The 24,238-nt window shown below is 47.4% G+C and carries 17 protein-coding genes; 6 read left to right on the top strand and 11 right to left on the bottom strand.

Annotated elements, in window-relative coordinates:
• Nucleotides 1–380: 380 nt before the first annotated feature.
• Nucleotides 381–1,796 carry a site-specific DNA-methyltransferase gene (locus NG792_RS20490; RefSeq protein WP_261236621.1) on the top strand — a complete coding sequence of 472 codons (1,416 nt, stop codon included), beginning with the start codon at nucleotides 381–383 and terminating at the stop codon, nucleotides 1,794–1,796.
• 585 nt (nucleotides 1,797–2,381) lie between these two features.
• On the opposite strand, the gene NG792_RS20485 is transcribed toward NG792_RS20490, so the two are convergent.
• The 5 genes from NG792_RS20485 to NG792_RS20465 form a co-directional block, all read right to left on the bottom strand.
• Nucleotides 2,382–3,581 (bottom strand): DNA-methyltransferase, encoded by a 1,200-nt coding sequence (locus NG792_RS20485; RefSeq protein ID WP_261236620.1) that lies wholly within the window; start codon nucleotides 3,579–3,581, stop codon nucleotides 2,382–2,384.
• Between the two features lie 173 nt (nucleotides 3,582–3,754).
• A complete protein-coding gene (locus tag NG792_RS20480) occupies nucleotides 3,755–4,285 on the bottom strand; it encodes a single-stranded DNA-binding protein (RefSeq protein ID WP_261236619.1) in 531 nt (176 codons plus the stop codon).
• Between the two features lie 369 nt (nucleotides 4,286–4,654).
• Nucleotides 4,655–7,195, bottom strand: coding sequence for a mannose-1-phosphate guanyltransferase (locus NG792_RS20475; protein WP_261236618.1), 2,541 nt, complete (start codon nucleotides 7,193–7,195; stop codon nucleotides 4,655–4,657).
• A gap of 43 nt (nucleotides 7,196–7,238) precedes the next feature.
• Entirely contained in the window at nucleotides 7,239–7,379 is a 141-nt protein-coding gene (locus tag NG792_RS20470; RefSeq protein WP_261236617.1) for a hypothetical protein, read from the bottom strand.
• A 77-nt stretch (nucleotides 7,380–7,456) separates the two neighbouring features.
• Nucleotides 7,457–7,744 carry a hypothetical protein gene (locus tag NG792_RS20465; protein ID WP_261236616.1) on the bottom strand — a complete coding sequence of 96 codons (288 nt, stop codon included), beginning with the start codon at nucleotides 7,742–7,744 and terminating at the stop codon, nucleotides 7,457–7,459.
• Between the two features lie 326 nt (nucleotides 7,745–8,070).
• Here NG792_RS20465 and NG792_RS20460 point away from each other — a divergent pair, with 326 nt between their 5' ends.
• The 5 genes from NG792_RS20460 to NG792_RS20440 all read left to right on the top strand — a co-directional run bounded on the left by NG792_RS20460 (nucleotide 8,071) and on the right by NG792_RS20440 (nucleotide 11,854).
• Nucleotides 8,071–8,253 (top strand): hypothetical protein, encoded by a 183-nt coding sequence (locus NG792_RS20460; protein ID WP_261200096.1) that lies wholly within the window; start codon nucleotides 8,071–8,073, stop codon nucleotides 8,251–8,253.
• Between the two features lie 63 nt (nucleotides 8,254–8,316).
• Nucleotides 8,317–9,039: a class I SAM-dependent methyltransferase gene (locus NG792_RS20455; protein WP_261200097.1), complete on the top strand. Its 723-nt coding sequence runs from the start codon at nucleotides 8,317–8,319 to the stop codon at nucleotides 9,037–9,039.
• A 102-nt stretch (nucleotides 9,040–9,141) separates the two neighbouring features.
• Nucleotides 9,142–9,975 (top strand): cobalt-precorrin-6A reductase, encoded by an 834-nt coding sequence (locus NG792_RS20450; RefSeq protein ID WP_261236615.1) that lies wholly within the window; start codon nucleotides 9,142–9,144, stop codon nucleotides 9,973–9,975.
• Nucleotides 9,976–10,191: 216 nt separating this feature from the next.
• A complete protein-coding gene (locus NG792_RS20445) occupies nucleotides 10,192–11,496 on the top strand; it encodes an ABC transporter ATP-binding protein (protein WP_261236614.1) in 1,305 nt (434 codons plus the stop codon).
• A gap of 202 nt (nucleotides 11,497–11,698) precedes the next feature.
• Nucleotides 11,699–11,854 (top strand): chlorophyll A-B binding protein, encoded by a 156-nt coding sequence (locus tag NG792_RS20440; RefSeq protein ID WP_263012792.1) that lies wholly within the window; start codon nucleotides 11,699–11,701, stop codon nucleotides 11,852–11,854.
• A gap of 241 nt (nucleotides 11,855–12,095) precedes the next feature.
• Here NG792_RS20440 and rpoD read toward each other — a convergent pair whose 3' ends face one another.
• From rpoD to NG792_RS20410, 6 genes are all read right to left on the bottom strand, one after another.
• The gene (rpoD, locus tag NG792_RS20435; RefSeq protein ID WP_261200137.1) at nucleotides 12,096–13,259 is read right to left on the bottom strand and encodes an RNA polymerase sigma factor RpoD; all 1,164 of its coding nucleotides are present in this window, start codon (nucleotides 13,257–13,259) and stop codon (nucleotides 12,096–12,098) included.
• A gap of 1,828 nt (nucleotides 13,260–15,087) precedes the next feature.
• Entirely contained in the window at nucleotides 15,088–15,786 is a 699-nt protein-coding gene (locus NG792_RS20430; protein ID WP_261200101.1) for a polysaccharide deacetylase family protein, read from the bottom strand.
• A gap of 383 nt (nucleotides 15,787–16,169) precedes the next feature.
• Entirely contained in the window at nucleotides 16,170–18,467 is a 2,298-nt protein-coding gene (locus NG792_RS20425; protein ID WP_261236613.1) for a serine/threonine protein kinase, read from the bottom strand.
• A gap of 1,548 nt (nucleotides 18,468–20,015) precedes the next feature.
• A complete protein-coding gene (locus NG792_RS20420; RefSeq protein WP_261236612.1) occupies nucleotides 20,016–21,848 on the bottom strand; it encodes a CHASE2 domain-containing protein in 1,833 nt (610 codons plus the stop codon).
• 55 nt (nucleotides 21,849–21,903) lie between these two features.
• Nucleotides 21,904–23,007: a FecR family protein gene (locus NG792_RS20415; RefSeq protein WP_261200104.1), complete on the bottom strand. Its 1,104-nt coding sequence runs from the start codon at nucleotides 23,005–23,007 to the stop codon at nucleotides 21,904–21,906.
• Nucleotides 23,008–23,480: 473 nt separating this feature from the next.
• The gene (locus NG792_RS20410) at nucleotides 23,481–24,095 is read right to left on the bottom strand and encodes a helix-turn-helix domain-containing protein (RefSeq protein WP_261236611.1); all 615 of its coding nucleotides are present in this window, start codon (nucleotides 24,093–24,095) and stop codon (nucleotides 23,481–23,483) included.
• Nucleotides 24,096–24,238 lie beyond the last annotated feature (143 nt).

Raw genomic sequence — 24,238 nt, 5'->3', positions numbered from 1 at the left:
TTTCATGGTAGATTCAGATAGTTAAGATGAGTCAGTTCTTTTATGTATTGTACCTCATGAGTCCGTGAACGGCTATATCATAACTTGTTTTTAAGTGCTAATAATGGAGCAACTAAAAATTTCCCTTTAGTTTTCAAAGTTAGAGACTTTACAGCTCCACAAGAAGAAGGAGGAGAAGACTTACCAAAATCAGGTGTAACTCGCTCGATGTGGGAAATTATAAAGGAAAAATACCCCGGGTAAAAAACCAACAGCGACGCCTTAAACTCATAATATCTTCCGTTTGAACTACATCACTTAATTGCCAACTGTGATGAGAGTTTTGATGACCCGTTTAATGTTACTCTTGAATTTTCAGAACACACGTCAACTATTAAAGAGTGAAACAAGATTATTCGCTGGCTCCAAAATCCGAGATAGATAGCACTGAGTTCGAGACAGTTGCAGATGTTGTACCCCTCTATCCCAACTCGTCCCAACTAAATGAGACCTTTGCTGAATTAGAACGTAGTTTGCCTTTCGTTGAAGATGAATCTTGGGGTAATTTACTCCGATTTACAGATAATTTAACAGCTCCCCTTCATCGCTGGTTTTTATTTAAGGAAGGATATTCATATAAGTTAGTCGATAAAATTTTAGATCGCTTCGACCTTCCTGGTAAGTCATCAGCCATTTTAGATCCTTTCTCTGGTTCTGGTACAACCTTATTAGCTGCTCAAAAGCGAGGTATTCCTAGTGTCGGCTTGGAAATCAATCCCTTTGCTGCGTTTCTTGGACGGATCAAAACACAATGGTATAGAATCGAGCCAGAGATTTTAGAAAAGGAACTCTCATTAGTTTTACAAGATAACGAACACCCTCCAGCTAATTTGCCCGCTCTCTCAACTCTACATAATAATAAATATTTTCCGAATGGACACGCTGATGAATTGCTCAAATTGAGAAATGCAATTCTTCGTCGTCCGTGTTCTCAAGAAACAAAAGACTTTTTACTTTTAGCTCTTCTTGCCAGTATAGAAGATGTTTCTTATTTGCATAAAGATGGTCGTTTGCTCCGATTTTTCCAGCGTGATATTATTCCGCCCAAAGAGGCTCTGTCTAACCGGACAAAAATTATTATTGAAGACTTAGAAAATTTAATTCAACAAGACGAAAATGGCACTCAAAATCCTTGTATTCCTCAAACTAATGTCATCCAAGGAGATGCCCGTGACCTTGATTCAGTTCTTGATCAACATGAAATATCTGATCAGTTCGGTTTGATTCTTTACTCACCACCGTATCCTAATAATTTTGATTACAGCGAGATCTACAAGTGTGAACTCTGGCTTGGAGGATTTCTAAACTCTTACGAAGAGTGGCGAAATCTAAGATTAAGAACTTTTCGTTCACATCCAAGTTGTAGCTTTCCAGAAACTCATTGCCTTAAAGATAATGTAGCTTTACGCGAAGTTTATCAGTTAGTAGAAAAAATGGCGAAATGTCCTGATATAGGAGAACCTGGAAGTCGAGCTCGGGTGAGAGCGCCTAAAGTTATCAGAGGATATTTCGATGATGTATACCTTATGTTAGAGCAACAAAAAATTAGGCTAAAAACTAGCGGATATATTATTTGCGTTGTTGGGAATTCTAGACATGGTAATTTACACGTTAGAGCAGATACTATAATTGCTAAAATTGGTCAGGCAATTGGTTTAGAACTCGTGGAAATACGGGTCGCCAGACATCGCCAGAGTCGCAGTCAGCAAGTTCAAAAGTTACGAGAGAGCTTGGTAGTCTTTCAAAAGAATAATTGAAAAATAGTTTTATTATGGTCAAGCTGGTTGGGTTTTATGGCAACTTTCAAAAATCATCTGATTTGGGAAAATTTATCATAGGTTGTTAAGGGTATTGAGGCTAATGCTCTGGTTCTGGAGCATTTAGGATTATGCAATTATCAAATATCCGGCTATGGGGATGAATGCGATCGCTTTTCTGAAAACATCATCCTACCTCGTCCTATGTCGCCCCACTTAATCAGCAGTAGGCTAGTTTTCAAGGGGGATAAACGCCGCATTCAGAGGATAGATAAAAGATGACCGATCTCATTTTCCCCCTAACCTCTACTGATGCGCTGTTCCTCCTGAAAAGATGACACCCAACGAGAGACTCGCCCCCTGTGGGACAATTGAACTCGCCTCCTGTTTCACCTCACACCCACCCGACTTATCGCCCATCTCCACATCACTGAGAGTCCTATCCTCCTCCCCCCACCCAAATCGGAGATTTCCTTCTCCCTCACCGACTCTCCCGACGAGGTACATTTTTGGGAGTGCGGTAAGCGAAGCTATGCTGTAGCTTTGCATCTTGCTCGCTAGGAAAATTCGGTTTAAATCCATCTTTCAGCTTACTGCATTATCCTTCCCTGTGTCATGCAAAATTTGTTTAATTTGAACCAGGGGAGCATGGACAATTTTGATAGAAGCGGGAATCATTTGTTCAGAAATAGATTCACTCTGTTGGGTCTGGACTAAGATAGAAAGTTGAGAAGATTTAGTTTGAGCGGCTGCTGACAGGAGGCGGATAGACTCTAGGAGAGATTCTCCAGGTTTTTGGACTCGGACTAAAATGGGTTTATGGTTGAATTGTTGTTTGAGGATGGCATCAATTCCCTTGTTGCGATGGACTGGAATCGAATCTAATCCTTGTAATAAGGCTAAGGCTTCTTTATCTGCTGTTAAATAGGAATTGCGGCCTTTTTGGAGCAGATTGGAATCAGTTTTGATGGGATTGATCAGCCGTTGTTGGGTCAAGTTGACCGCATCATCGGAAATATCCATTCCGATTCCGTGGCGGCCCAAAAGTTTGGCGGCAACCAAAGTTGTGCCGCTGCCGCAAAAGGGGTCTAGGATTAAGTCTCCCGGATTAGTAGCCATTTCGATGATGCGTTCCAGGAGGAGAATCGGTTTTTGGGTGGGATAACCGACCCGTTCTTTTGCTTTAGGATTCAGGTAGGGAATTTCCCAGACATCGGATAAAGGAACCCCTTTTTTGCTATCATTGAGAATGACTTCCCCCTGTTCATCCCGGGCGTAAACTGTTTTGCCTTGAGAATCGCGCGATCGCCTCTGCAATATTTGGTCTACATTGGTGGATTCAGAATAATCTGTATAGCGGGTATTAAACGTAAATGAATCTGTTTTTGAATAAAAGTAAATCGTTTGATGGGCGGGTAATAAGCCTTTTTTGGAATTAGACCAACGTTTGTAATACCAAATAATTTCCGACCGAAACTGGTCCGGTCCAAATACCTCATTTAACAGGGAACGAATTAGATAATTCGCCGTGGCATCACAATGGATAAAAATACTCCCAGAAGACTTGAGAACCCGATGCAAGTGAACCAATCGCTGATAAAGAAACTCGGCATATTTTTTATGGCAACCCCACAAATCATCAAAGGAAAACTCTTGACTCCCATCTCGGTTTTTTAGCTTATGGGTTTTTTCTGTGAAAAAGGGCGGGTCCAGATAAATAGCTTCAACGGATTCATCCTGAATCTGTTCTAAAAGTTTCAGGCAATCGCCTTTTAAGACTTTCATGGGTATGCTGTGGCACTCAAGGCTTTAGCCCTTTAGGCGCTCATATTAAGAGCTAAAGTTTTTAATAAAGTGGACCAATTGTGAAAGAAAAGAGGCAGCCTTTTATGAGCAGTAGGGAGCAAGATGCTCCCCCTTCTATACTCCGTTGTACAATTCATTTAAAATTGCTACAACTAAAACGGAATTTCATCCTCGGAATCATCAACGGATGGCTCTTTATAAGAGGTTTTTGCCGGGGGTGCAGAGACCCTGGATGCGCCGGTGGGTTCCGATGGGATGGGGGTATGTGCGGCAGGCGATCGCCCTTTGTCCGTTGCAGCAGGGGCGGTGGATCTGCGCGATTCTAAGGCTACCACATTGGTTGCGGGAGTTGCCTTACCCGGGGATGATGCAGTCTCAGTTTGTTCCCCTAAACTGTGGATGCGTTGTGCGACTAATTCAGCCCGTTTTTCCTTAAATCCTTCAGGACGTTCCACCGTATTCATGCTCAATCGCCCTTCAATCACCACGCGATCGCCCACACGATAGCGACTGTGAACTTCTTGAGCCAAATTTCCCCATCCAATCACCTTTAAATGAGCCGGTGGATCATTCTCCCGATAACTCGGAAATTCCACTAACATTTCAGCGATCGCTAAATTGTCACTGGTATAGCGCAATTGCGGTTCTTGAATGATTTGTGCCATTAAAATGCAGTTATTCATAATCTCTCAAGGTTAACTAGAACTGAATCAGACGAAACATCTAAGAGCAAATCTAATCTCATCCAGACTGGATTCATCTCTCTTAATTTTGCTCCCTGTTTCCCCTCCTTATAATCCATTATATCGGTCTGTGGAGTCCCTGGCCTACTCACCCCGGGGAGAATCCCCAGAGCACAGGTGATACCAAATCCGGGTATCAAAAGTCGGTTTTTTTCTTAGCCCGCGCAGGCGGGCTTTGTCCGTGTAGCCTCCGGGCTGGACGCTGTGGGTTTTCATAGATGTTTGACAACCGGATTCGGTATGAGGCGATCGCCATAAAAAGACGCCCTCAAGGGCGTCTCTTAAAATACCATTAAACCAGCCGCCGACTTAATGATCCGCGCTCATACTCATCTCGCCGCCTTCCTGTTCCTGGACAAAATCCTGGACATACTTGCGATACTGCATCAACGAGGTATCCACCCACTCGCGATCGGTGCTGTTGGCGAAAATATGAACCATTGGTTCACCGGCATCAGGCAGAATCAACACCCAGCTATCATCATGAGGGCGATCGAAAATCTTCACCCCATCGATTAACTCCAAATTATCCGCCGGATGCGTTTCCACCAGATGACGCATCAGAGCCCCCTTCACCGTCCAAGGACAGCGTACCGTCTGGGTTCTATGGCAAATGCGGGGAACCTCAGCGCGAACCTGTCCTAAAGATTGCTCCTGTACCGTCAGCATCTCAATCGCCTTGGCGATACAGAACATCGCATCAAAACCCGGATGCAGTTCCGGGAAAATAAAGCCCATATCCCCACTGCCGCCTAACACCACATTCGGATTAGTATGACAAGCTTCCATTAACGCCGTGGGATTTGCCTTGGTGCGAATCACCTTGCCATCATGACGACGAGCAATATGCTCCACTGCCGAGGACGCATGAACCGGCACAACCACCGTACTGCGGGGGTTCGTGGTCAAAATCATCTGAACCATCACCGCTGTTAACAACTCCCCTCGGATAGAACTGCCGCTTTCATCGACCAAAATCAACAATTCCCCGTTTGCCGAGACTTGTGCACCAAAATTAGCATGGAGGGCCTCCACCACCTGGCCGAGTTGCACGAGTAAATTCTCCCGTTCTTCGTTCACAGGCGCCATCTGACTCAAACTGGCATTCAAAACCACCGCATCGGAGCCAAATTTAGCTAAAAGCTGCGGTAAAACCGCACCGGATACGGCGTAAGCGTAATCGATGACAACTTTGGAGTTACTATACCGAATCGCTTCTACATTCAGGTGTTTTTCAAAGCCGGTACTGTACAAATCCAGCACTTGACTCGGGTAGGCCATATTGCCAATTTCTTGAATTTGGGCCCGACGAAAATCTTCCTTAAAATATGCCCCCTCGATTTTCTTCTCCCGCGCCTTGGAGATATTGATGCCTTTGTTGTCAAAGAACTCAATCAGCAATGAATCCGGGCGGTCCGGGTGCAAGCGGACATGAAGTCCGCCCTCGACGGAGAGGGTGGGGACGATATAGCGGGCGACGGGTATCGCCGTTGCTTCCAAGTTTTGGACATGGGTCCCGACGGACATCAATCCGGCAATTAAGGACCGGGAAACCATGCGGGAGATGCTGCGCTGGTCTCGGGAGACGGTAATGCTGGCACCGGGTTGCAGGGTGGACCCATAAGCGGCCCCTAATTTCACAGCAAATTCTGGGGTGATATCAATATTCGCCAGTCCGGAGACCCCGCGCTGGGCGAAGAGATTGCGTTGGGCCGCTTGACCCCAAATTAAATTAATGTTGAGGGTAGCACCGGATTCAATTTTTTTGCTGGGCCACACCCGAACCCCGGGACTGATTTGGGCTTCTTCCCCTACGGTGGAGAGGGACCCGACAACAGCCCCTTCCAGGACATGAGCACGGCGGTCTACCCGGACGCCCCGACCGGCTACACAGGCTCGTAAATGGGCTTCATCGCCGATGATTGCGCCGTTCCAAACAATGGGTCGTTTGAGGTCGGCATCGGCTCCGATGGTGACGTTATCGCCGAGGATGGTCCCGGATTCGAGTTTCGCCCTGGCCCCGATACGGCAGTTATGACCAATGACGACGGGGGTTTCGATTTTGGCCGTGGGGTCGATAAAGGTGTTTTGACCAACCCACAACCCGGGCGATCGCAATTCATAGGCAAAGTCTAGTTTGACTTTTTCCAAGAGGCCATCATATTGCGATTCCCGATACGCATCTAAGTGGCCAACATCGCACCAATACCCTTCGGCAACATAGCCATACATGGGGTCACCTTTTTTCAGCAACAGGGGAAATAAATCTTTGGAAAAGTCGCTTTCTTGATTGGCGGGTAAATAATCCAGGACCTCGGGTTCTAGGATATAGATGCCGGTGTTGACCGTATCGGAAAAAATTTCGCTGGTTGAGGGTTTTTCTAAAAATCGCTGAATTCGCAGTTGCTCATCGGTAATGACGACGCCAAATTCTATGGGGTTGGGGACCCGGGTCAACACTAAGGTGGCTTTTGCTCCCTTCTCTTTATGGAATTTAATCGCGGCGGTGAGGTCAAAATCGGTGATGCTGTCGCCGCTAATCACCAAGAACGTCTCGTCCAGAAGTTCGGCAATATTTTTGACGCAGCCAGCGGTTCCCAGGGGTTGGTCTTCTTCAACGGCATAGGTCATTTGAACACCAAATTCGCTACCGTCTTGGAAGTAATCTCGCATGACGTCCGGCAGGTAGTGCAGGGTGGCAATAATTTCGGTGATGTTATGCCGTCTGAGGAGGTTGACGATGTGTTCGGCGATGGGTCGATTGATAATGGGGACCATCGGTTTGGGTAAGTCGCAGGTTAGGGGTCTGAGCCTGGTTCCCGAACCGCCTGCCATGAGCACTGCTCGCATAATGACTCCTTGATCGTTTTTATTTTATGGGGCAGTCGCAACATTACTGTTGATAATGTGCAACCAGTTGTTGTACTCTTATCCTATGCCACTGGCACAGCAAAAGCGCTTCAGGAGCGATCGCCTTGACCTCTTTGATGTCCAAAACCTCGGCGGGAGGGGAGGGGGTTGAGGTCAGTTTCACACTCTTGATTTGGCTTTCCTTCCTGAGGTGGGCGGCTTTATTTTTGCGCTACAGATTTAATCGTTGTGCAAAGGGTACTACCCTGTCTCCATCCTCCAGATAGATGTTAGGATCCCATGCCGGGAATCCCTGGCGATCGCCGGGTAACTGAGTTGTGCTCGGATAGAAACGGCGATCGCCGTTTCTATCCCACCCCACAGACCCCTCCAATTTCCCAGCGATGGCGGATCGTCCCATCGGTCTATTTTTCCTCCTAATCCCTGGCAATGGCTCGTTTGGAGGGGATTAATCTCAATGCTTCTTTCCCTGACTCGACAAGCGCTCTTGTTAACGGCAGATGAAGAGTTGAGGGAGGCAGCAACCATTGTCTTTTCTCCCTAAATTGCGATCGCTCCTCTTGATACTCTTTCTCACGGATACCACAAAACGCTCTCCAACTCTGCCACTGACATAACAAACCGCCCGAAATTAACCTGATACTCCCCCCGCGATCGCGCAAATTCCTCTAAATCGGGTCACACTCAGCAAATGCTACCGCCATGAGTAGCAGCATAAGAGTGCGATCGAGTAACCTTATAAATAGAAGCGGTTCATCTCGCCGCTCTTGAGAATTGCCCTCCAGGTAGCCGCGAGGTCGAGGGACCTTGAAGCCGCCTGGAATCCAACATTGACGCTTAGGGGACTAAAGACGATGATGCAGTTAGTAGGTTTAGCCTTGCTGGTTCTGTATGCTGCCGGAGGTTGGAAGTTCTGGAAGGGTTTTAGACGGACCAATTTTACCGAGGGTCGTCTGTATTTAACCCTCTTATGGCCCGTTTTGGTGGTTAATAAGTCTTATCGCAAGAATTTTACCAAGGCCCTCAAGGGTCGCTAATCTCGCACCGACTCCCCATTTGAGCGGGTAAAATAATCAGGCCAATCCTAGGGATAATGGTTCATGTCTAAAGCTCCAAATAGTAGTCCACCCAATGCCGATTTCTTAGGGTCCGACCCTTGGCAAAGTCGGCTTTCTCCTGTCGCATCTCGCTTTAATCAGGAGTATCGCGGGGACCCGATTGAACTCCCGCCCGAGGTGGAGTCGATGCCAATTTTTCACGATCGCGTTTCCGGTGCTTTACAAGCGTCTCAAGTTTCTCCATTCTGGGAGATTGCTAAACCTAAAAAAAATCAACGCTGTCTGGATATTGGCTGTGGGGTCAGCTTCTTAGTCTATCCTTGGCGAGACTGGGAGGCTTATTTTTATGGTCAAGAAATCAGTACCGTTGCTCGCGATGCCCTCAATTCTCGGGGTCCGCAACTCAATTCTAAGTTGTTTAAAGGGGTCTGTTTAGGACCCGCCCATCGTCTAAATTATGGCGAAGATGCTTTCGATCTGGCGATCGCCACGGGGTTTAGTTGCTATTATCCCTTAGCCTATTGGACTGATGTACTGGCTGAAGTGAAGCGAGTTTTAAAACCAGACGGTTCTTTTGTTTTTGATGTGGTCAACCCTGAAGCAACTATCGCGGAAAATTGGGGAATTTTAGAAATGTATCTCGGCACTGAGGTATTTTTAGAACCCCTCACGGAATGGGAAAAACTCATTAAAGCATCCGGCTGCAAAGTCGTAAAGCGATCGCCAGGAAAGCTCTTTTCCCTGTATAAAGTTAGATTTGAATAGCCCAAATTAACACCCAATCGGGTGCAGCTACAAAGCCCGCCCCGTCGGGCTACCCTTCAAAATCATGTTAGATGTTATCTGCAATTTTTCCGGCCTCGATTTATGACGGTAACTCCCTCGATTTGGCTGATTGGCGGTACCAGTGAAAGCCGGGAATTAGCTCAAATTCTGGCTTTAAATCACCTCCCCTGTACGATTTCGGTGACCACCGAATCAGCGCGATCGCTTTATCCCTCTGCTCCCCTGTTGCAAGTTTGGGTGGGCCAGCTAGAGGGCGATCGTCTTCAAGATTTTCTCAGCTCACACCAGATCATCGCCATCTTAGACGCCTCCCACCCTTACGCTACCACAATCTCACATTTAGCCATGAAAGCCGCTCGCAAGTATAATCTCCCTTACTTGCGCTATGAGCGACAGTCAATAAACAGCTCACATTTCCCGCAGGAGAAGGCCATTAAAAATGACAAAATTTTGAGCTTACCCAGCTTTGAAGCCTTAATCGAGGGAGATTATTTAGCCGGAGAGCGAGTATTACTAACCACGGGCTATCGCACATTACATCTGTTTCAACCCGGGCAGGAGCGCTATCATCTGTATGCGCGGATACTTCCGGCAGTCACTTCCCTGGAAGCGGCCCTCGCTGCCGGATTCACCCCCGATCGCCTCATCGGAATCCGCCCCCCAATTTCCCTAGAATTAGAACGAGCACTCTGGCAGCATTGGCAAATTACCCTAGTCGTCAGCAAAGCTTCAGGGACCCCAGGGGGAGAACTCATCAAACGCCAACTGGCGACAGAACTAGGGGTCAAACTCATCCTCATTGATCGACCCGCACTCGCCTATCCCCACCAAACCGATGACTTATCCGCTGCTATCGCCTTTTGCCGCACCCAATTGTGCGATCGCCTGGGTGATACCTCTCTACCTCAAAACTGAAGTTATTCTCCGTTCAACGTCACGACTTCAGGGTTCCGAAATCAGCGATTTTTGGATGAGGTCCTTCCCTATCGACATTAAAAATGGCATCCCTGAGTTTGAAAAGATCGACCCTTCACCAAAACCGAGGATCTTGATGCCACAACCCGAGAGAAAGTAAGGGAGAATGAAAACAGACGCGATCCGTGTCGGGGTTAATCAAGATTTGAGCAGATTATGGCTAGAGTTCTTATTGAAAACGTTTACAAAAGTTATGGCGATCGCCGGGAAAAACCGACGCCAGTCCCACCAGACGGGATATTGGGGACCGATGACACCTCCACCCCTGGGTTAAAACCGGCCCAGATTTTGCGGCGGATTAACCTCACCGTGGAAGATGGCGAGTTTATGGTCCTGGTGGGACCGTCAGGATGTGGCAAAAGTACGCTATTACGCTTGATTGCGGGATTGGAAGAATTAACTGCCGGGAATATTTGGGTAGGCGATCGCCTCCTCAATGACCTCCCCCCCAAGGACCGGGATATCGCGATGGTTTTTCAAAACTACGCCCTTTATCCCCACCTCAAGGTTTATGACAATATTGCCTTCGGGTTGCGGCGAACTCTGGTGATGAATGAGGCAACATCCGAGGGTACGGCAGTCCGAGAAGATGCCGCCTCGGTTCCCAATTGGGCGGAAGATGCCTTAGTTTCCATGACGCGGAATCTCCCCAAATACCTGCGCTATCTTTCCCCAAAAGAACGGGAAGTGGATCAGCGGGTCCGAACCGTGGCGGGGTTATTGCAAATCGAAGCATTACTCGATCGCCTGCCGAAACAACTCTCCGGGGGTCAAAAGCAACGGGTGGCCCTGGGACGAGCAATGGCGCGAAATCCCCAGGTGTTTTTAATGGATGAACCGCTATCTAATTTAGATGCTAAATTGCGGGCGGAAACTCGCAGTCAAATTGTGAAACTGCAGCGACAGTTAGAGACGACGACAATTTATGTCACCCATGATCAAACCGAAGCGATGACAATGGGCGATCGCATTGCCGTAATGAATGCCGGACAAATTCAACAGATTGCTGCCCCACTGGAACTGTATCACCGACCGGCGAATCTGTTTGTAGCTGAATTTATTGGATCACCGCCGATGAACTTTATTCCGGTGCAGTTTAAGGCCCCGTTATCTATCGCCCATGACTCGTTTAGGTTTACCTTGCCGGAATATTGGGGGACTGCGTTACAAGGGTATGACGGGCGATCTCTAATTTTAGGAATTCGTCCCGAACATCTGAGTGTGAGTCCGGCAGCGACTAAAAATATGAAGGTCAAAGTGGATTTAGTTGAGGCGTTGGGTTCCGAGACCTATATTGTGGGTACATTGCAAGGCCATGACCTGCCTAAACCGATTCAGGCGCGAATAGAACCGGATTGGATGGTTCATCCAGGGGAGGAGATTTGGTTGGCGATCGCCTTAGAAAAAATTCACTTGTTTGATCGGGAAACGGGACGGGCAATTTTTGCCAGTGACCGTTAACGGTCCATCCTGGGGGGCCATACCAAATCCGGCTGTTAAAAGTCGGTTTATCTCTATGAGCCCGCGCAGGCGGGCTTTGTCCGTAGAGCCAGACCCTTGAGGGTGCGGGCTAAAGCTAATTCACAAAGTTGTCACTTTGGCAAATAATTGTTACAATTTTTAATGAAACAGAACAAACCTTTATAAATCGGAGTTTCATCTCATGATAGAACCACAACCACGCAATCGATGGAATTGGGGATTTACCCCCAGTGCAGAAAACTGGAACGGTCGTTTTGCGATGATCGGCTTTATTTCTGCAGTCGTCCTTGAACTCACCACAGGTCAAGGTGTTCTGCACTTTTTAGGCATCATTTAATCCGGTTTACGACCAGCGATCGGACCGGGAATTAAAAAATAGGGGGGAATTCCGAGGGGAATCCCCTATTTTGTCATTTGTCATTTGTCCTTCGTCATTTGTCCTTGGTCATTTGTCATTTGTCCTTGGGATTGTTGAATACTCAGGACAACCAAACTACAAACGACCAATGACCAATGACCAGTGACATCAGACCAATGACCAATGACCATTGACCATTGACCCTCTTCAGTCCCAACCCCTAGCGGATGTACTCTTTCAGAATGCTGTTGCGATTGGGATGGCGTAATTTTCGTAATGCTTTCGCCTCTATTTGCCGAATCCGTTCGCGGGTCACATTAAAGATTTGACCAATTTCTTCTAACGTTTTCATCCGGCCATCATCTAAGCCATATCGTAGGCGCAGAACATCCCGTTCCCGAGGACTCAGGGTATCCAGAACGCTTTCGAGGTCTTCGCGCAATAGATTTTTCGATACCTGATCTTCTGGAGTTTCCCCATCGGACTCAATAAAATCGCCCAATCTGGAATCTTCTTCCTTACCAATCGGGGTTTCTAAGGAAATGGGTAACTGAGCCGATTTAGCAATAAATCTCAACTTTTCGATGGTCATTTCCATCCGAGTTGCGATTTCTTCTTCTGTAGGTTTGCGCCCCATTTCTTGGGACAGAAGTTTGGTGGTTTTTTTAATCCGGGAGATCGTTTCATACAAATGAACCGGAAGACGAATGGTCCGGGATTGATCAGCGATCGCCCGGGTAATCGCCTGCCGAATCCACCAAGTGGCATAGGTGGAGAATTTATAACCCTTTTCGTGATCAAACTTTTCAGCAGCCCGGATTAAACCCAGACTCCCTTCTTGAATTAAATCTTGGAACGAAAGTCCCCGATTCATGTATTTTTTAGCGATCGACACCACGAGACGTAGGTTCGATTGCACCATTTTATCTTTTGCCCGTCTGCCGCAATGAAGTCGATGGCGAAATTGACCCACCGTCATCTTGACTGCATCTGCCCACTCCGCATCGTAGGGCTCGCGATGTAAGTGATCACACAGATGTTCGCGAATCCGCTCTAATTCCAGCAAGTCAGCAATTTTGCGAGCGAGTTCAATTTCTTCATCTGCACGCAACAGTCTAATGCGACCAATTTCTTGCAAATAAAGCCGAATAGAGTCTTCCGTATAATGTTTCTTCTTAGGTTGCGCCCGACGACGAGTTGCTCGACCCTTTGTCGCTTTCCCGTCATCGTCTTCTGAGACCGCCTCTAAAAATTCATCGTCATCAATGGAAATGAGAGGTTCGTCATCAGTCTCAATTAATATTTCTAAATCATGCTGAGATTGACCGATGGATTTGATATCGGTGTTCTCAATAGGTGCCAGTACGTTATTAGCCTGGGTCATGCCGCGTTCCTCATGCTCTATCACGAAACAATCAACTAACAAATTTGTGTGATTGGGGGATGTGCTAACACCCTAGCCCATCACTGAGTTTTACGAACCTTGGACCTGTCAAAAGCGGATCATTACGCAACTGCCTTGGACTCCAAATCAAGAGACGATTGGCTCCGGCGAGAGATCGCCCGTCGGTGATGATGGTCACCACGCGCCCCATTTTTTCTCTTCAGGAGATGAACGGATCCGATGGCTAGTCACGAAACGCCTCACTCAACTGCGGGTGATCAGGAAAGCGGGTTCGATACATCACTTACTAAACACACCTTCAGGGCTATTTAGAAGTGGAAATCAATCAAGATTCTCTGCGGTCCCGATAAGACCTTCCCGATTGTAGCCTTTTTCACAAAAATTGCACCTTGGTTTCCATAGTCGTTTGTTTCTGGGGTTCTCATGCCCCGAAATCAGGGGTATCCCGATCTCGCTGCGGGTTGCCATGATAACCTTGATTTAGGCACTTTAACAAGGTTCGTCTTGTTTTAGAAGGCATCATGACGGAATCCCTATTCTATTCTCGGTGAACGATTGGCATCCCCTCAGACGGTTGTACTCGTTGTACTCATCTTCATTCCCGGGATGTTTTCCCTGATGACTTCCAAATAATCTAAAAACTGTCACTGCACCCATTTTTACTTGATTTCCTTAACTTTACTCACATCCAAAGACTTCGCCGTTACTCCCTTTACGGTCCTTCAGCATTGATGAGTGGTCAGATTCGGTCAGACCCGGTTTCTCCATCACCCCCTAGTTGCTTGAAATTGTAGCAAACTGTTCAGTCATTGGCGACTATTTGGAATGAAACGAGTCACAAAATCCATCTCTCCATCAAATCTGGATGCAACCGATGACTCAGACGGGATCTCCCCTCAAATTATCAGGACTGGGATGGAGTGTTTTGCTTAGGCTAGATCCCCTCCCTACAGCCAATTGATTGGGCATAGTTTTGGTTTTTTGCTTCACCCTTGCCACTCATGATTGTTGAGAAGAAGTTGGACCCCTCCTGTTGCAATTGAATTGGAATTGGTTTCGACAGGAAATGACACGGGCGTTGGTGGGAGTACACCTGAATAGAGCTGACACCAACCGAATCAGAGGACACTTTATTTTCCCCCTTTGGGGAGTTGTATTTACAGTACCTCATGAAATGAGTTTTTCGGTGCAACCCCTGCCTTGTCCCCGGGTTAGGACAATTATAATCTAGCTGTCCGATTTTTTTCAGAGGACTAACAGTGAACTCCAGGGAAGGTCGGTTATGCTTCCCCATCTCAAGGAGGGTTGAAATTGCTCGGATTGCGTTTTCAACTCCTATCGTTCCACTGTACTGACCCCCGGTAAGTGGTTGTTATGGGTTGTCGTTCCATAATACCCGGTTCAATGACGGTAGTTTACTGGGTTATTCTAATCAATCAACCCGAAAGTTGACAGGTTCAGATGAATCTTAAATTAACATTCCCCCATTTGCGAACGGATCGACATCTGTACTTTTTTTTGTCGAGATCGGGATTGCTGTTCTTTTCATTCTCATTGTGACACATCTGGCTGGGTTGGGTTTGATAGAGAAGGGGTTTCTTGAACTTCCACAGATATAGATTGATGACTCAATCCCTTTTTTTGTGGCACTGGTTACGCTGACGATCGCGATCGTCTCTTGACTTCAGTGCTGATCGGGATCTTCTGTGGGACATTGAGCCAAGTGAAGGAACCGATTACCCCCAGGGCAACGCCGGTTGCTGACCCCTTTGTTAAATTTTGTAAAACTTGTGGATTCCTATCAAATTTACTCCGAGTAGAGTGAGCTGGACGAGTGCCAGAGGCGATCAATTGTAACGAAATGATAACCGGCTCGCAATAATTCGGGAATTAATTCCTCGGCGATCGCCGCAACGTCCTCCCCACCATGCCATCCATCGTGCAAGACGATATGGGACCCGTTCTGAACCTGCCGCAGAACGCGGTCCACCACCACTGATACTCCGGGTCTCCACCAGTCTTCTACCACCACACTCCACATCACTGGACGATAGTTCCACTGATGCAAATGGCGCAAGATCTTGGGCGTAAAGAACCCGTTTGGGGGTCGCACGTCCCGGATCTGGGTTTTGACCTGTTCTAGATCCAATTCACAGGCGTGAGCGATCGCCGCTTGGTTTTTCTCTAAACTCTCCCGCAGTTGAGTCAGACTCAGGCGCGGAAATGACCGATGCTCATATCCATGCAACCCGATCCAATGTCCCCGTTCATACACTGCTTTGGCAACCGAGGGCGATCGCTCAACGCAAACCCCCAGCCAAAAAAAGCTGGCCACGATTCCGTAGCGGTCTAACACCTTTAGTAACTGTGGCGTGTATTCCGCATGGGGTCCATCATCAAAGGTCAAGGCGATCGCCGGTTCCGTATTCTTGCCCGACCACAGACACTTAGGAAAGCTCGGTTGGAGAATTCTATAAAACAGCGGATATAATGGCGCAAATCTCATGAGCAAGTCTTGATTATTCTTTATCAAATGTAACCTTTGAGGCGATTTTTATCCCTGAACAGCCTTAAACAATTTCCGCTCACAAATAGCCCCCTCTCCCACCCCAAAAACCGCACCCCTCAAATTCGCTTTTTTACCCTATAATGATAAATTTTTTTTAATGATTTGGTAAAGAAACTGTCAAGATTGTTTAAAGATTCTCTTTCCTCAACCCTAAACTCCAGAACCCGAATCCCGGGACCCCCAGCCCAAGATTTACTTTTTCTGGCATTCCTTAATCATTTACCCCTAACAACATCCCCTAAAAAATCAGGGATTGAGTTTGGGAAAACTACCTAAACTCAACCCCTCACCGAACCCCTACCTCAAGCGCTCAACCCGGTTCAAGAAATCTCCTGTAAAAAATCCCCCGGATTGAACCCCGGGGACACCACCCCGGTCAAACCGACTGCGGTGCGATCGCTAGATTGACGATCCACAGACATCCCCAGTAATTGAACCTCCGTATCCATCGCCACATTTACCCCCTTTACCGATGCCCGTTGACGGTGAGTACGCTGCTTTTGGGCGTATTCCACCTGCTTGGTTTGGGCCATCGCATAAGCCGGGGTATCCCGAGGAACCTTTTTGAGAATCTCGATCGCCCCGACAAAATCCTGCTTTCGCGCACGTTTATAGGCTTCCTGCAAGAGTGAATTCCCCTTAATCCGCTGCTTTTGGCGATATTCTCTAATCTTTTCTTGTACCTTAGAATAAGTCGGCGTACCCGAGGGAATCTTTTCGAGCAACTGAATCGCCTTCGCAAAATCTTTGGCGATCGCCGCTTGGTAAGCTTCGGTTAATAACTTATGCGCTTCAGCTTCTAAGCGGATCCGATAATTTTCTTCATACTCAGGAATTTTAGAAACCGCTTCCTCATAAGCCGGAGTCCCCGGGGGAATTTTCTTGAGTAATTCTAAGGCCCCCTTAAAATCTTTTTCTCCTCCCTTTGCGTAGGCTGCTTGCAACCATTCCGGCGTCTGCGGTGCAACTTTAGCTGTAGCTTCCTGCACCCAGGGAGTAATTTTATCTTGCCAATAGGCAATGTCAGGAATTGGGGCGGCTGCTTGGATCACTTCGACCCACTGCTGTTGCTGATAGGCTTTTTCCACCAAGGGGAATTGAGTCTGGGCTTTTTCCCAGTCTACACGCCAACGGTCAAGATTAGTGCGAGCCTCACTATAAGCCTGACTAAAGTTGGGAATCGATTCAGCCAGGGCGATCGCGTTGTCATACTTCCCGGCATGATATTCTATAGTCGCCTGGGTTAAAAGTTTCGGCCCATCATCGGCGGTGGAAAAAGAGAACAGGGAGGTTAAACCACCTGTAATCACCAGGGAATTCACCGTAAACCCACCCCACATTCCCAAAAGCAGAATATTAGAACCCTTAACACTACTCCTTTTTTTCGAGGGGAGCGGTTGGGGTGAGAATGAGGATTGAGCAACTACGGGATCTGGCGTCACATTCATTTCTGTAGACGAGATAGATTCCATTTCTAATGGTGGATTCGGAACCGTCATCGCTTCCGGCGATGGGTCCACAGGGGAGATAGGGGAGATGGGGGAGATTGGGGAGATTGGGGAGATTGGGGAGATTGGGGAGATTGGGGAGATCTCTTCACTCTGTGGAAGAGGATTGGATGTTGCCGCAGAGGTTAGGGTTACGGGAATTGGAGCCGCGATCGCAACTTCTGCCGGTGGGATTGTGGCAGTGTCCTGAGTTTCCTGTCTTATCTCAGGGGTGTGTATGGGTTGAATTTCTATCGGTTGGAGATTGATTGGGGTGGACTCGTTCAACTGTAGAAGCTGCAATTCATTCAGAGCTTCCTTGGCAGACTGGTAACGATGTTTGCAGTGATAGCGCACCATTTTGCTTAACAGGGCAACCAACGCCGAACCCACGGGTGCGATCGCCTCTGAATGCCAATCAATCTCTCCCGTGTGGGAGTTAACTTCTAAGTCTGCCGGATGTAGTCCTGTTAAGGCTTGAATTGCAAGTAAGCCGAGGGCATATATATCACTGTTGGGACGTGAGTTTCCAGTGAGTTGTTCCGGGGGTAAATAGCCAAAGGTAGCGATCGGCAAGGCGATGGAAGCTTGTCTATATCCCCGGATATTTTGCTCCCGAATGGGTTGGACACTAGCAAAGTCTACGAGGGTGAATTTCCCATCTTCGGCCCGTTTAATTAATTTATCCGGGGCGATATTGCTATGAATAAACCCTTGCTGATGGATAAAATTCAGAAGAGATAAACCTTCTTTGAGAAACTCTAAACAGGCGCTTTCGGTCCATCGCTTACTACAGCGTTTGCCGATGGGTAGGAGGTGACGGAGTTTTTCCCCTTCAATCCATTCTTGAACTAAATAGGAGGAATCGGCTTCGGTGAAGCAGTGCAACAATCGGGGAATGCGATCGTGATTTCCCAGTTGTTTCAGGGTTTTGGCTTCAATCCCAAATAAGTGTTGCGCTGATTTGAGACAATGGGGATTGCGTGTGGCTAGATTAAGCTGCTTGACGAAACATTTAGGATGGCCTGGGTTTTTTGTATCTTTAGCAATGTAGGTGTTACCGACCCCATCAGCATTTAAAACTTTAACAATTTGATAGCGATCGGCTAATAATGTTTCTAATATAGGCATTGACACGACTCTCTGCATAGAAAGAATTTCCACCTTGACCTTGAGTTTCACAGAGGTTTAAAATCAACCTGATCGTTTGCTTAGAGGCCCCACTACTCCCTCGAACTCCCTGGCATCAAATCGTTGTAGCTGTTCGCTTGACCGTTTGGACCAGTCGAATCGAGCTAGGTTTGAGCCGATGCTATCGGTCCGTTGCGCGATCGCTTTATGCCTTTGATGGGGGATGTACCACTGGGCACTGAAACTGCTCACTGCCGAGGGAGTGGGGTTTCTAGTCAAACTAGGAGCTTATTCAGGTATCAGTGCAAACAATGTTCAGCTTCCGGGTTTCTCTATCAGGAATATTGCCCATTATTTTTGAATATCCCGAATTTTCTTCCGTTAACCGGGTTTTCATCATCGGGGTATCCTATATAACATTAATTTCAACAAGGACCAAACCTCTGGACCCGGGAAAAGGTTAGACCCCGCCTCGGTTTTGCCGAAAGCTATTTGCTCCGAGTAGGGGGGGAAATCCCCCGATCTGTTAACGGTTGAATTCGGTTTTTAGTAAGTGCAACCTCCGGTAAAATTTGGATATATTTTTGAGCTTTTAAAATCCTTGGTAATCTCTACATAAAATTTGATAAATACTCGATAAAACTGAATTAATTTTTATTAAAGTTTCCTCCTGACTTTATCCAAATTTCATCTATGCCTCAAATCCCACCCTAGTCCGGAGGGGCTCTATACTAAAAACAATTTTTTCCCTTAGAAACTGGGTATTTACCCCCACCGCTGCTGTAGAACTCTAAAAAAACCCAGATTGTCCGGATAACCCGTATTTAGCGTGAAAGAGATTAAAGGCTAACTCTATTTTTAAAATATGTAAGTATAAATGTAGCAATCCAAACTAGGTGATCTCCCTCGGGGGTTATACCGAATTTCAGGCCCCCTCTTAAATCAGGAGATCTGTCAGGGTTTTCTAACCGAGTATTCGTTCAATTCAGAACCAATAGTATAGAGGGCGGCTAAATTAATTGGACAATTTTTATCCAGCGGTTAGAGCATATTGCTACCTCTTTCAATAAGAACACAATAGGCTTCCACTCTTTCCCCATGTCCTCGGGAGTGATGTCTGATTAGTCGGGCTTAATTTTCGGAAATGCACTTATCTTTGAAGGGTCAACTATCATGGCTATCCTAGTTTTTTCGCTTTTGTTTATTTTCTTTACAATTGAAGTGTTCAATCCCAAAAAATCTAAGAAACACTCCAATTTACATCAGTCTAAACCTTGCTGTAACAACAATATCCAAGACCGAAAACCTACTTTAGAAGGTAATCATCCTAAAACGACACAAACATCTCCTCCAGGAAGCCGTTCTTCTAAATCTCGTGGATAAAGTCCCTCATCCAGAAATGCCAAACGCTACCCTCTCTTTCCTGAATCAGAATAAGTACATCGTTCAGTTGTGAGGTTCGTCAGATCAGCGCCTATAACCCAGCTATTCACTGGTAGGGGTTGAGTTTTTTAATTCAAACTTTAGGAAGAGGGCTAGACTTGATGATTAGACCGAGGGATTCGGTGAATTTTCATCGGTTCTTTCCCCTAAAATTGAGTAGATAATTGTTTCCTGCTGTTTACCCCGCAGGTGAAGTTCAGTCACTTGAACCCCTTGATAGCGATCGCAGACGTAATTATAGGTTTCTTCGGTGACCAAAAGGTGATAAAGATTATGAGCAACAATATCTTTATTTAGGGGTTCTACTCGGGCCGCCACATTCACCGTATCCCCGATCGCTGAATAATTGGCCCGTTGTTTGCCGCCGACACTCCCTGCAATCAGCGGACCTGTATGAATCCCCATTCCCACTTGAATCAACGGTTTTCCTTCTGCCTTCATCCGTTGATTGAGTTGTTTCAGTCGCGCATCCATTGCTAAACAAGCGGCGATCGCATTCCTGGCATCGGCCTGAATTTCCTCGGGAGTTTGACGAGGAAACGGCAGCCCAAATACCGCCATAATTGCATCACCAATATATTTATCAATCACTCCCCCATGCTCCATAATACATTCAGACATTGCATCCAAATAATCATTGAGCCAGGAGAGTAAATCCCGGGGAGGTAAGCGTTCAGAAATAGTAGTAAAACTGCGAATATCCATGAATAAAACCGTAGCAATCAATTCTTGAGGCGGTAAATCTCCCCGGTCAAAAATTTCATCCCGACGGTCCCAAACTAAACGAGCCATTTCGGGAGAAATTTGTTTTGCAAAAAGCTGCATGAGCTGTTGTTTTTCATAGCGATCGCGCAGTTGGACGATGATTCCCGCTAATAGCATGGTGCCGATGGGTGCAGCAACTGGAAGCCACCAATTTCCCCAAGTAAAAGCAGCTAAAGCGATGGCAAACCAAGCTAGAGGAAACCCCAATGCTGCTGCAATCTGAAGTTGCGCCAATCCGAAGCGCATCAAACCGCGATCGCTCCAGACCCAACTCATGCATAAACTAATCCCAATTAAAATCACCCCAGTTAGGACTGGGGGAAGCCGTTTTAAAAACCGTCCCTCTAACCCATTATCCAAAATTGCCCCATGGATATAGACCCCGGTAATCGGCTGAATGGGTGAAATTTTGCGATCAATACCCGTCGCCACAAACCCCACTAAAACCAGTTGATTATCAAAGGCATCTGGAGGAACGCGACCCTCGACTACATCCACGAAGGAATAAGTGGGGACTTGCTGTATTTTTCCGGGCCAATTGATCCAGACATTTTGAAAATCAAACTCTGGATCAGGCTTAACAATAGCCTGGGGTGAAATTTGATTTAATAACGTCTCAGGGTGTTGATTTTCCGAAACTTGCAGCATGGCTAAACTCAAGGTCGGTATCCCATTCAACCAAACCGTTCCCTGACGGCTAATGCCATCACTATCCGGTTCATGAAGAATATGACCGATCGCCGCTGCCGCATCTTTTAAAACAGGTAACGGTTCTTCTTCGGGACCGGCGCTGGCGAGAATCGTTTTGCCATTGGCTTGAATTGCGCGAGCGAATGATTCATCTTGAGGACTCGGATCAAGAAACAAAATATCAAAACCAATGGCGGTAGGGGAAGAAGTGTTGAGAACATTCAGAAGTTCGACATAGCGATCGCGAGACCAGGGGAACTGTCCGTAATCCTGCAAACTCTTACCATCAATGGCAATCACCGTAATCCGGGGATTCCATCGCAGTTCGGGACGAAGATTAAACAGTACCCCATACCCCAACCGTTCTAGGGGTTGCCATGCACCGCCTAACCCCATTGTCACGGAGATCGCTGCCGCGATCGCTCCGGGTAACAAAGGAGGATGAGTTCTCAAATAACCTTGTAGCCAATGTCGAAATCCCACAAAATGCCCTAACAACTCCAGAGAAAGGAATCCAGATTTGAGGAATTCGGATAATTTATTGAACCGGGATGGAATAGACTCGTTCTCGCACTGCCGGTCCACGCACGACGAACCGCAGTCGTCGGGAGGCAGGTCTGGGTATCAACAGGGAGAAACTGCCATCGGGATTGGTAACAATAGGTTCACCGTTGAGCAACACGATATCTGGACTATCAATTTTACCGTGAATGAGAACTCGATTGGAACCCCGGGGTTGGGTGACGAGCAATTGCAATTTGGACTCGGCAGGAATGGGTTGAGGCGCAGTGGGAGCCAAACCGGGGGCGATCACGGTAAATTGACCATTACCCAAGAGGACTTCTTGTCCGAGTGCGGTGGCGCTGACGCTACCATCAACGGTCCGGACTCCTGTCTGACCGTTGGGTCCGACATCGACGCCAAATGACGTACCGCGCACCCCGGCAACTCCGGTGGGTGTCCGCACTCTGAAGGGGGAACCTCCGGTGCGGTCCTGGGTTAACAGGGGGTCTTCTAGGGAGAAGGGGAGGGTCTTCGTGGCGATCGCGGTTCCTTCAAGCTCGCTTACCAAATCGCGGGTTAACCGTCCTAGGGAAAACCTGACCTGTCCCTGGCGCACAAATAGCTCGACATTCTCATCCGCAAGGCTTTCGATCTCAAATTCGCTGACTTCATCTACTTCTAGGCTGCCGCGAAAGTTGTCAAATCGCAAACGAGCGTTGGAGTTTTCTTCGGTGACCCAGGTGCCGATCGCCGGTTGGAAACAGTCTCCGACTTGAATGGGGCGTCCTTCAAAGGTGACGTTCCCGCGAAGGGATTCTACTCTCATCCCCCCGTCACAACTGCCGCTAGTCTGTGCTAATACGTCGGCGCTTAGAGGCTCCTGATCCGTTGAAAATACGGGGACCGGGCTACTTTCCTCAGCATTTAAGGTGCTCTGTGGGGAGGTGAATGGCCCTCCTTCTACAAACGAGAGACCTCCCGGGGGAAGGTCTCTGGGGGTCTGGGTTTCCGGTTGAACGTCCGGGGTAGCGATCGCCATCGCTGGAGTGGGAGTTATGGTCGCGATCGCACCCCAGGATAATAAGATGGCTCGGAGAATCTGAGGTAAACCTAAAGCAGAGGTGAAAATATTATTCATCAGCTTCGATAATTTTAGGGAAGTATTTTTAGAGCATATAGGTGCGATCACACCAAAACCAAGACGAACTAAGATTCTTCAGAAGTTTCCCTTCCGATAAATTCATAGATTCATATAAAGCGATCGCCCCAGGCTGATGCTCCAGCCTCTTGATTACAATATAGAGGCACCCCAGCCTGAATCTCTATCAGGTTTCCAATTCCGGCGCTGCCAATCCGGAGTGATTTTTCCCAGTCCACTCGGCTTGGGGTTGGTCTGGAAATATCCCCAAGTGCTGGCCAACCCTCGACTCTACATCCTCAAGGGGACAAAACCCACCCCCTTGGCCCCTGCCACGGGACAATTCCCGGGAAATTGTGCTGTTGGAATTGACGATTCAAGACAATCCGTTAGGGCTAAATAACCTAGAGCTTTTCAGTTATTGGGTTAATAATCCCTGCATTCACGAGCTTTGGCCGGATTGGGCCGGTTTTTTAGGGGTTGACATCAACGGGATAGGAAAGAGCCGGATTGGACGGGGACATCGATGCGTTGTGGGCTTTCTGGAATGATAGCCCTAGGATTGCACCCACCAAAAGGATGCCATAGACCAGGTAAAGATGGATGGGGCTCAAAGACAAGCTAAAAACAAATTTTGAGGGGTTTGTCGAACGGGCGACGGTTTGGATGGGATTCCGTTCGGGTAAAGAATCGGCTAAAACGGACCCATCTAATCCCAAGGCATCCCCAAGACGACGGACAAACCCTCGGACATAGATATCCTGGGGTAATTTCTCGATCAACCCGGTTTCGAGGGCCTGGATCTGATGCTGGGGGACATGGGTCAAGTTGTAGAGTTCTTCGCGAGAGAGTCCTTGCTGTTGTCTGCGTTGTTCGAGTTCTTGACCCAGTTGCCGCAGGACGTCTTCCCAGAGGCGATCGCGGTTGAGTTCAGCTTGCTCGCTGATCCCGTTTATGAATGAGTCAGTTTCGGTGGAGTTGATTGCTACAGCATTGTCTGAATTCGTTCGACTCAGCAGCTTCTCTTCCTCTGCTGATTTGGGTCTGGACAATCGCGTAAAATCAAAGGCTAAATTCGATCCAGTCATTACTATTTTCTCCGTGCTTTAGGGAAACAGATTCTCATGTAGAAGTGTAAAGCGTCAAGATGTGGGGTGACACCCCTCGGATGTATAACCCCTCAAGTGATAACAAGTCTAAGTGGAATTTGTCTACTCTCCACTCCGGGATA

Origin of the sequence: Laspinema olomoucense D3b (assembly GCF_025370785.1) — a bacterium.
Classification (GTDB): domain Bacteria; phylum Cyanobacteriota; class Cyanobacteriia; order Cyanobacteriales; family Laspinemataceae; genus Laspinema; species Laspinema olomoucense.
Note: the sequence above shows the minus strand (reverse complement) of the source record. Positions and strands in the feature narration are given on the sequence as shown.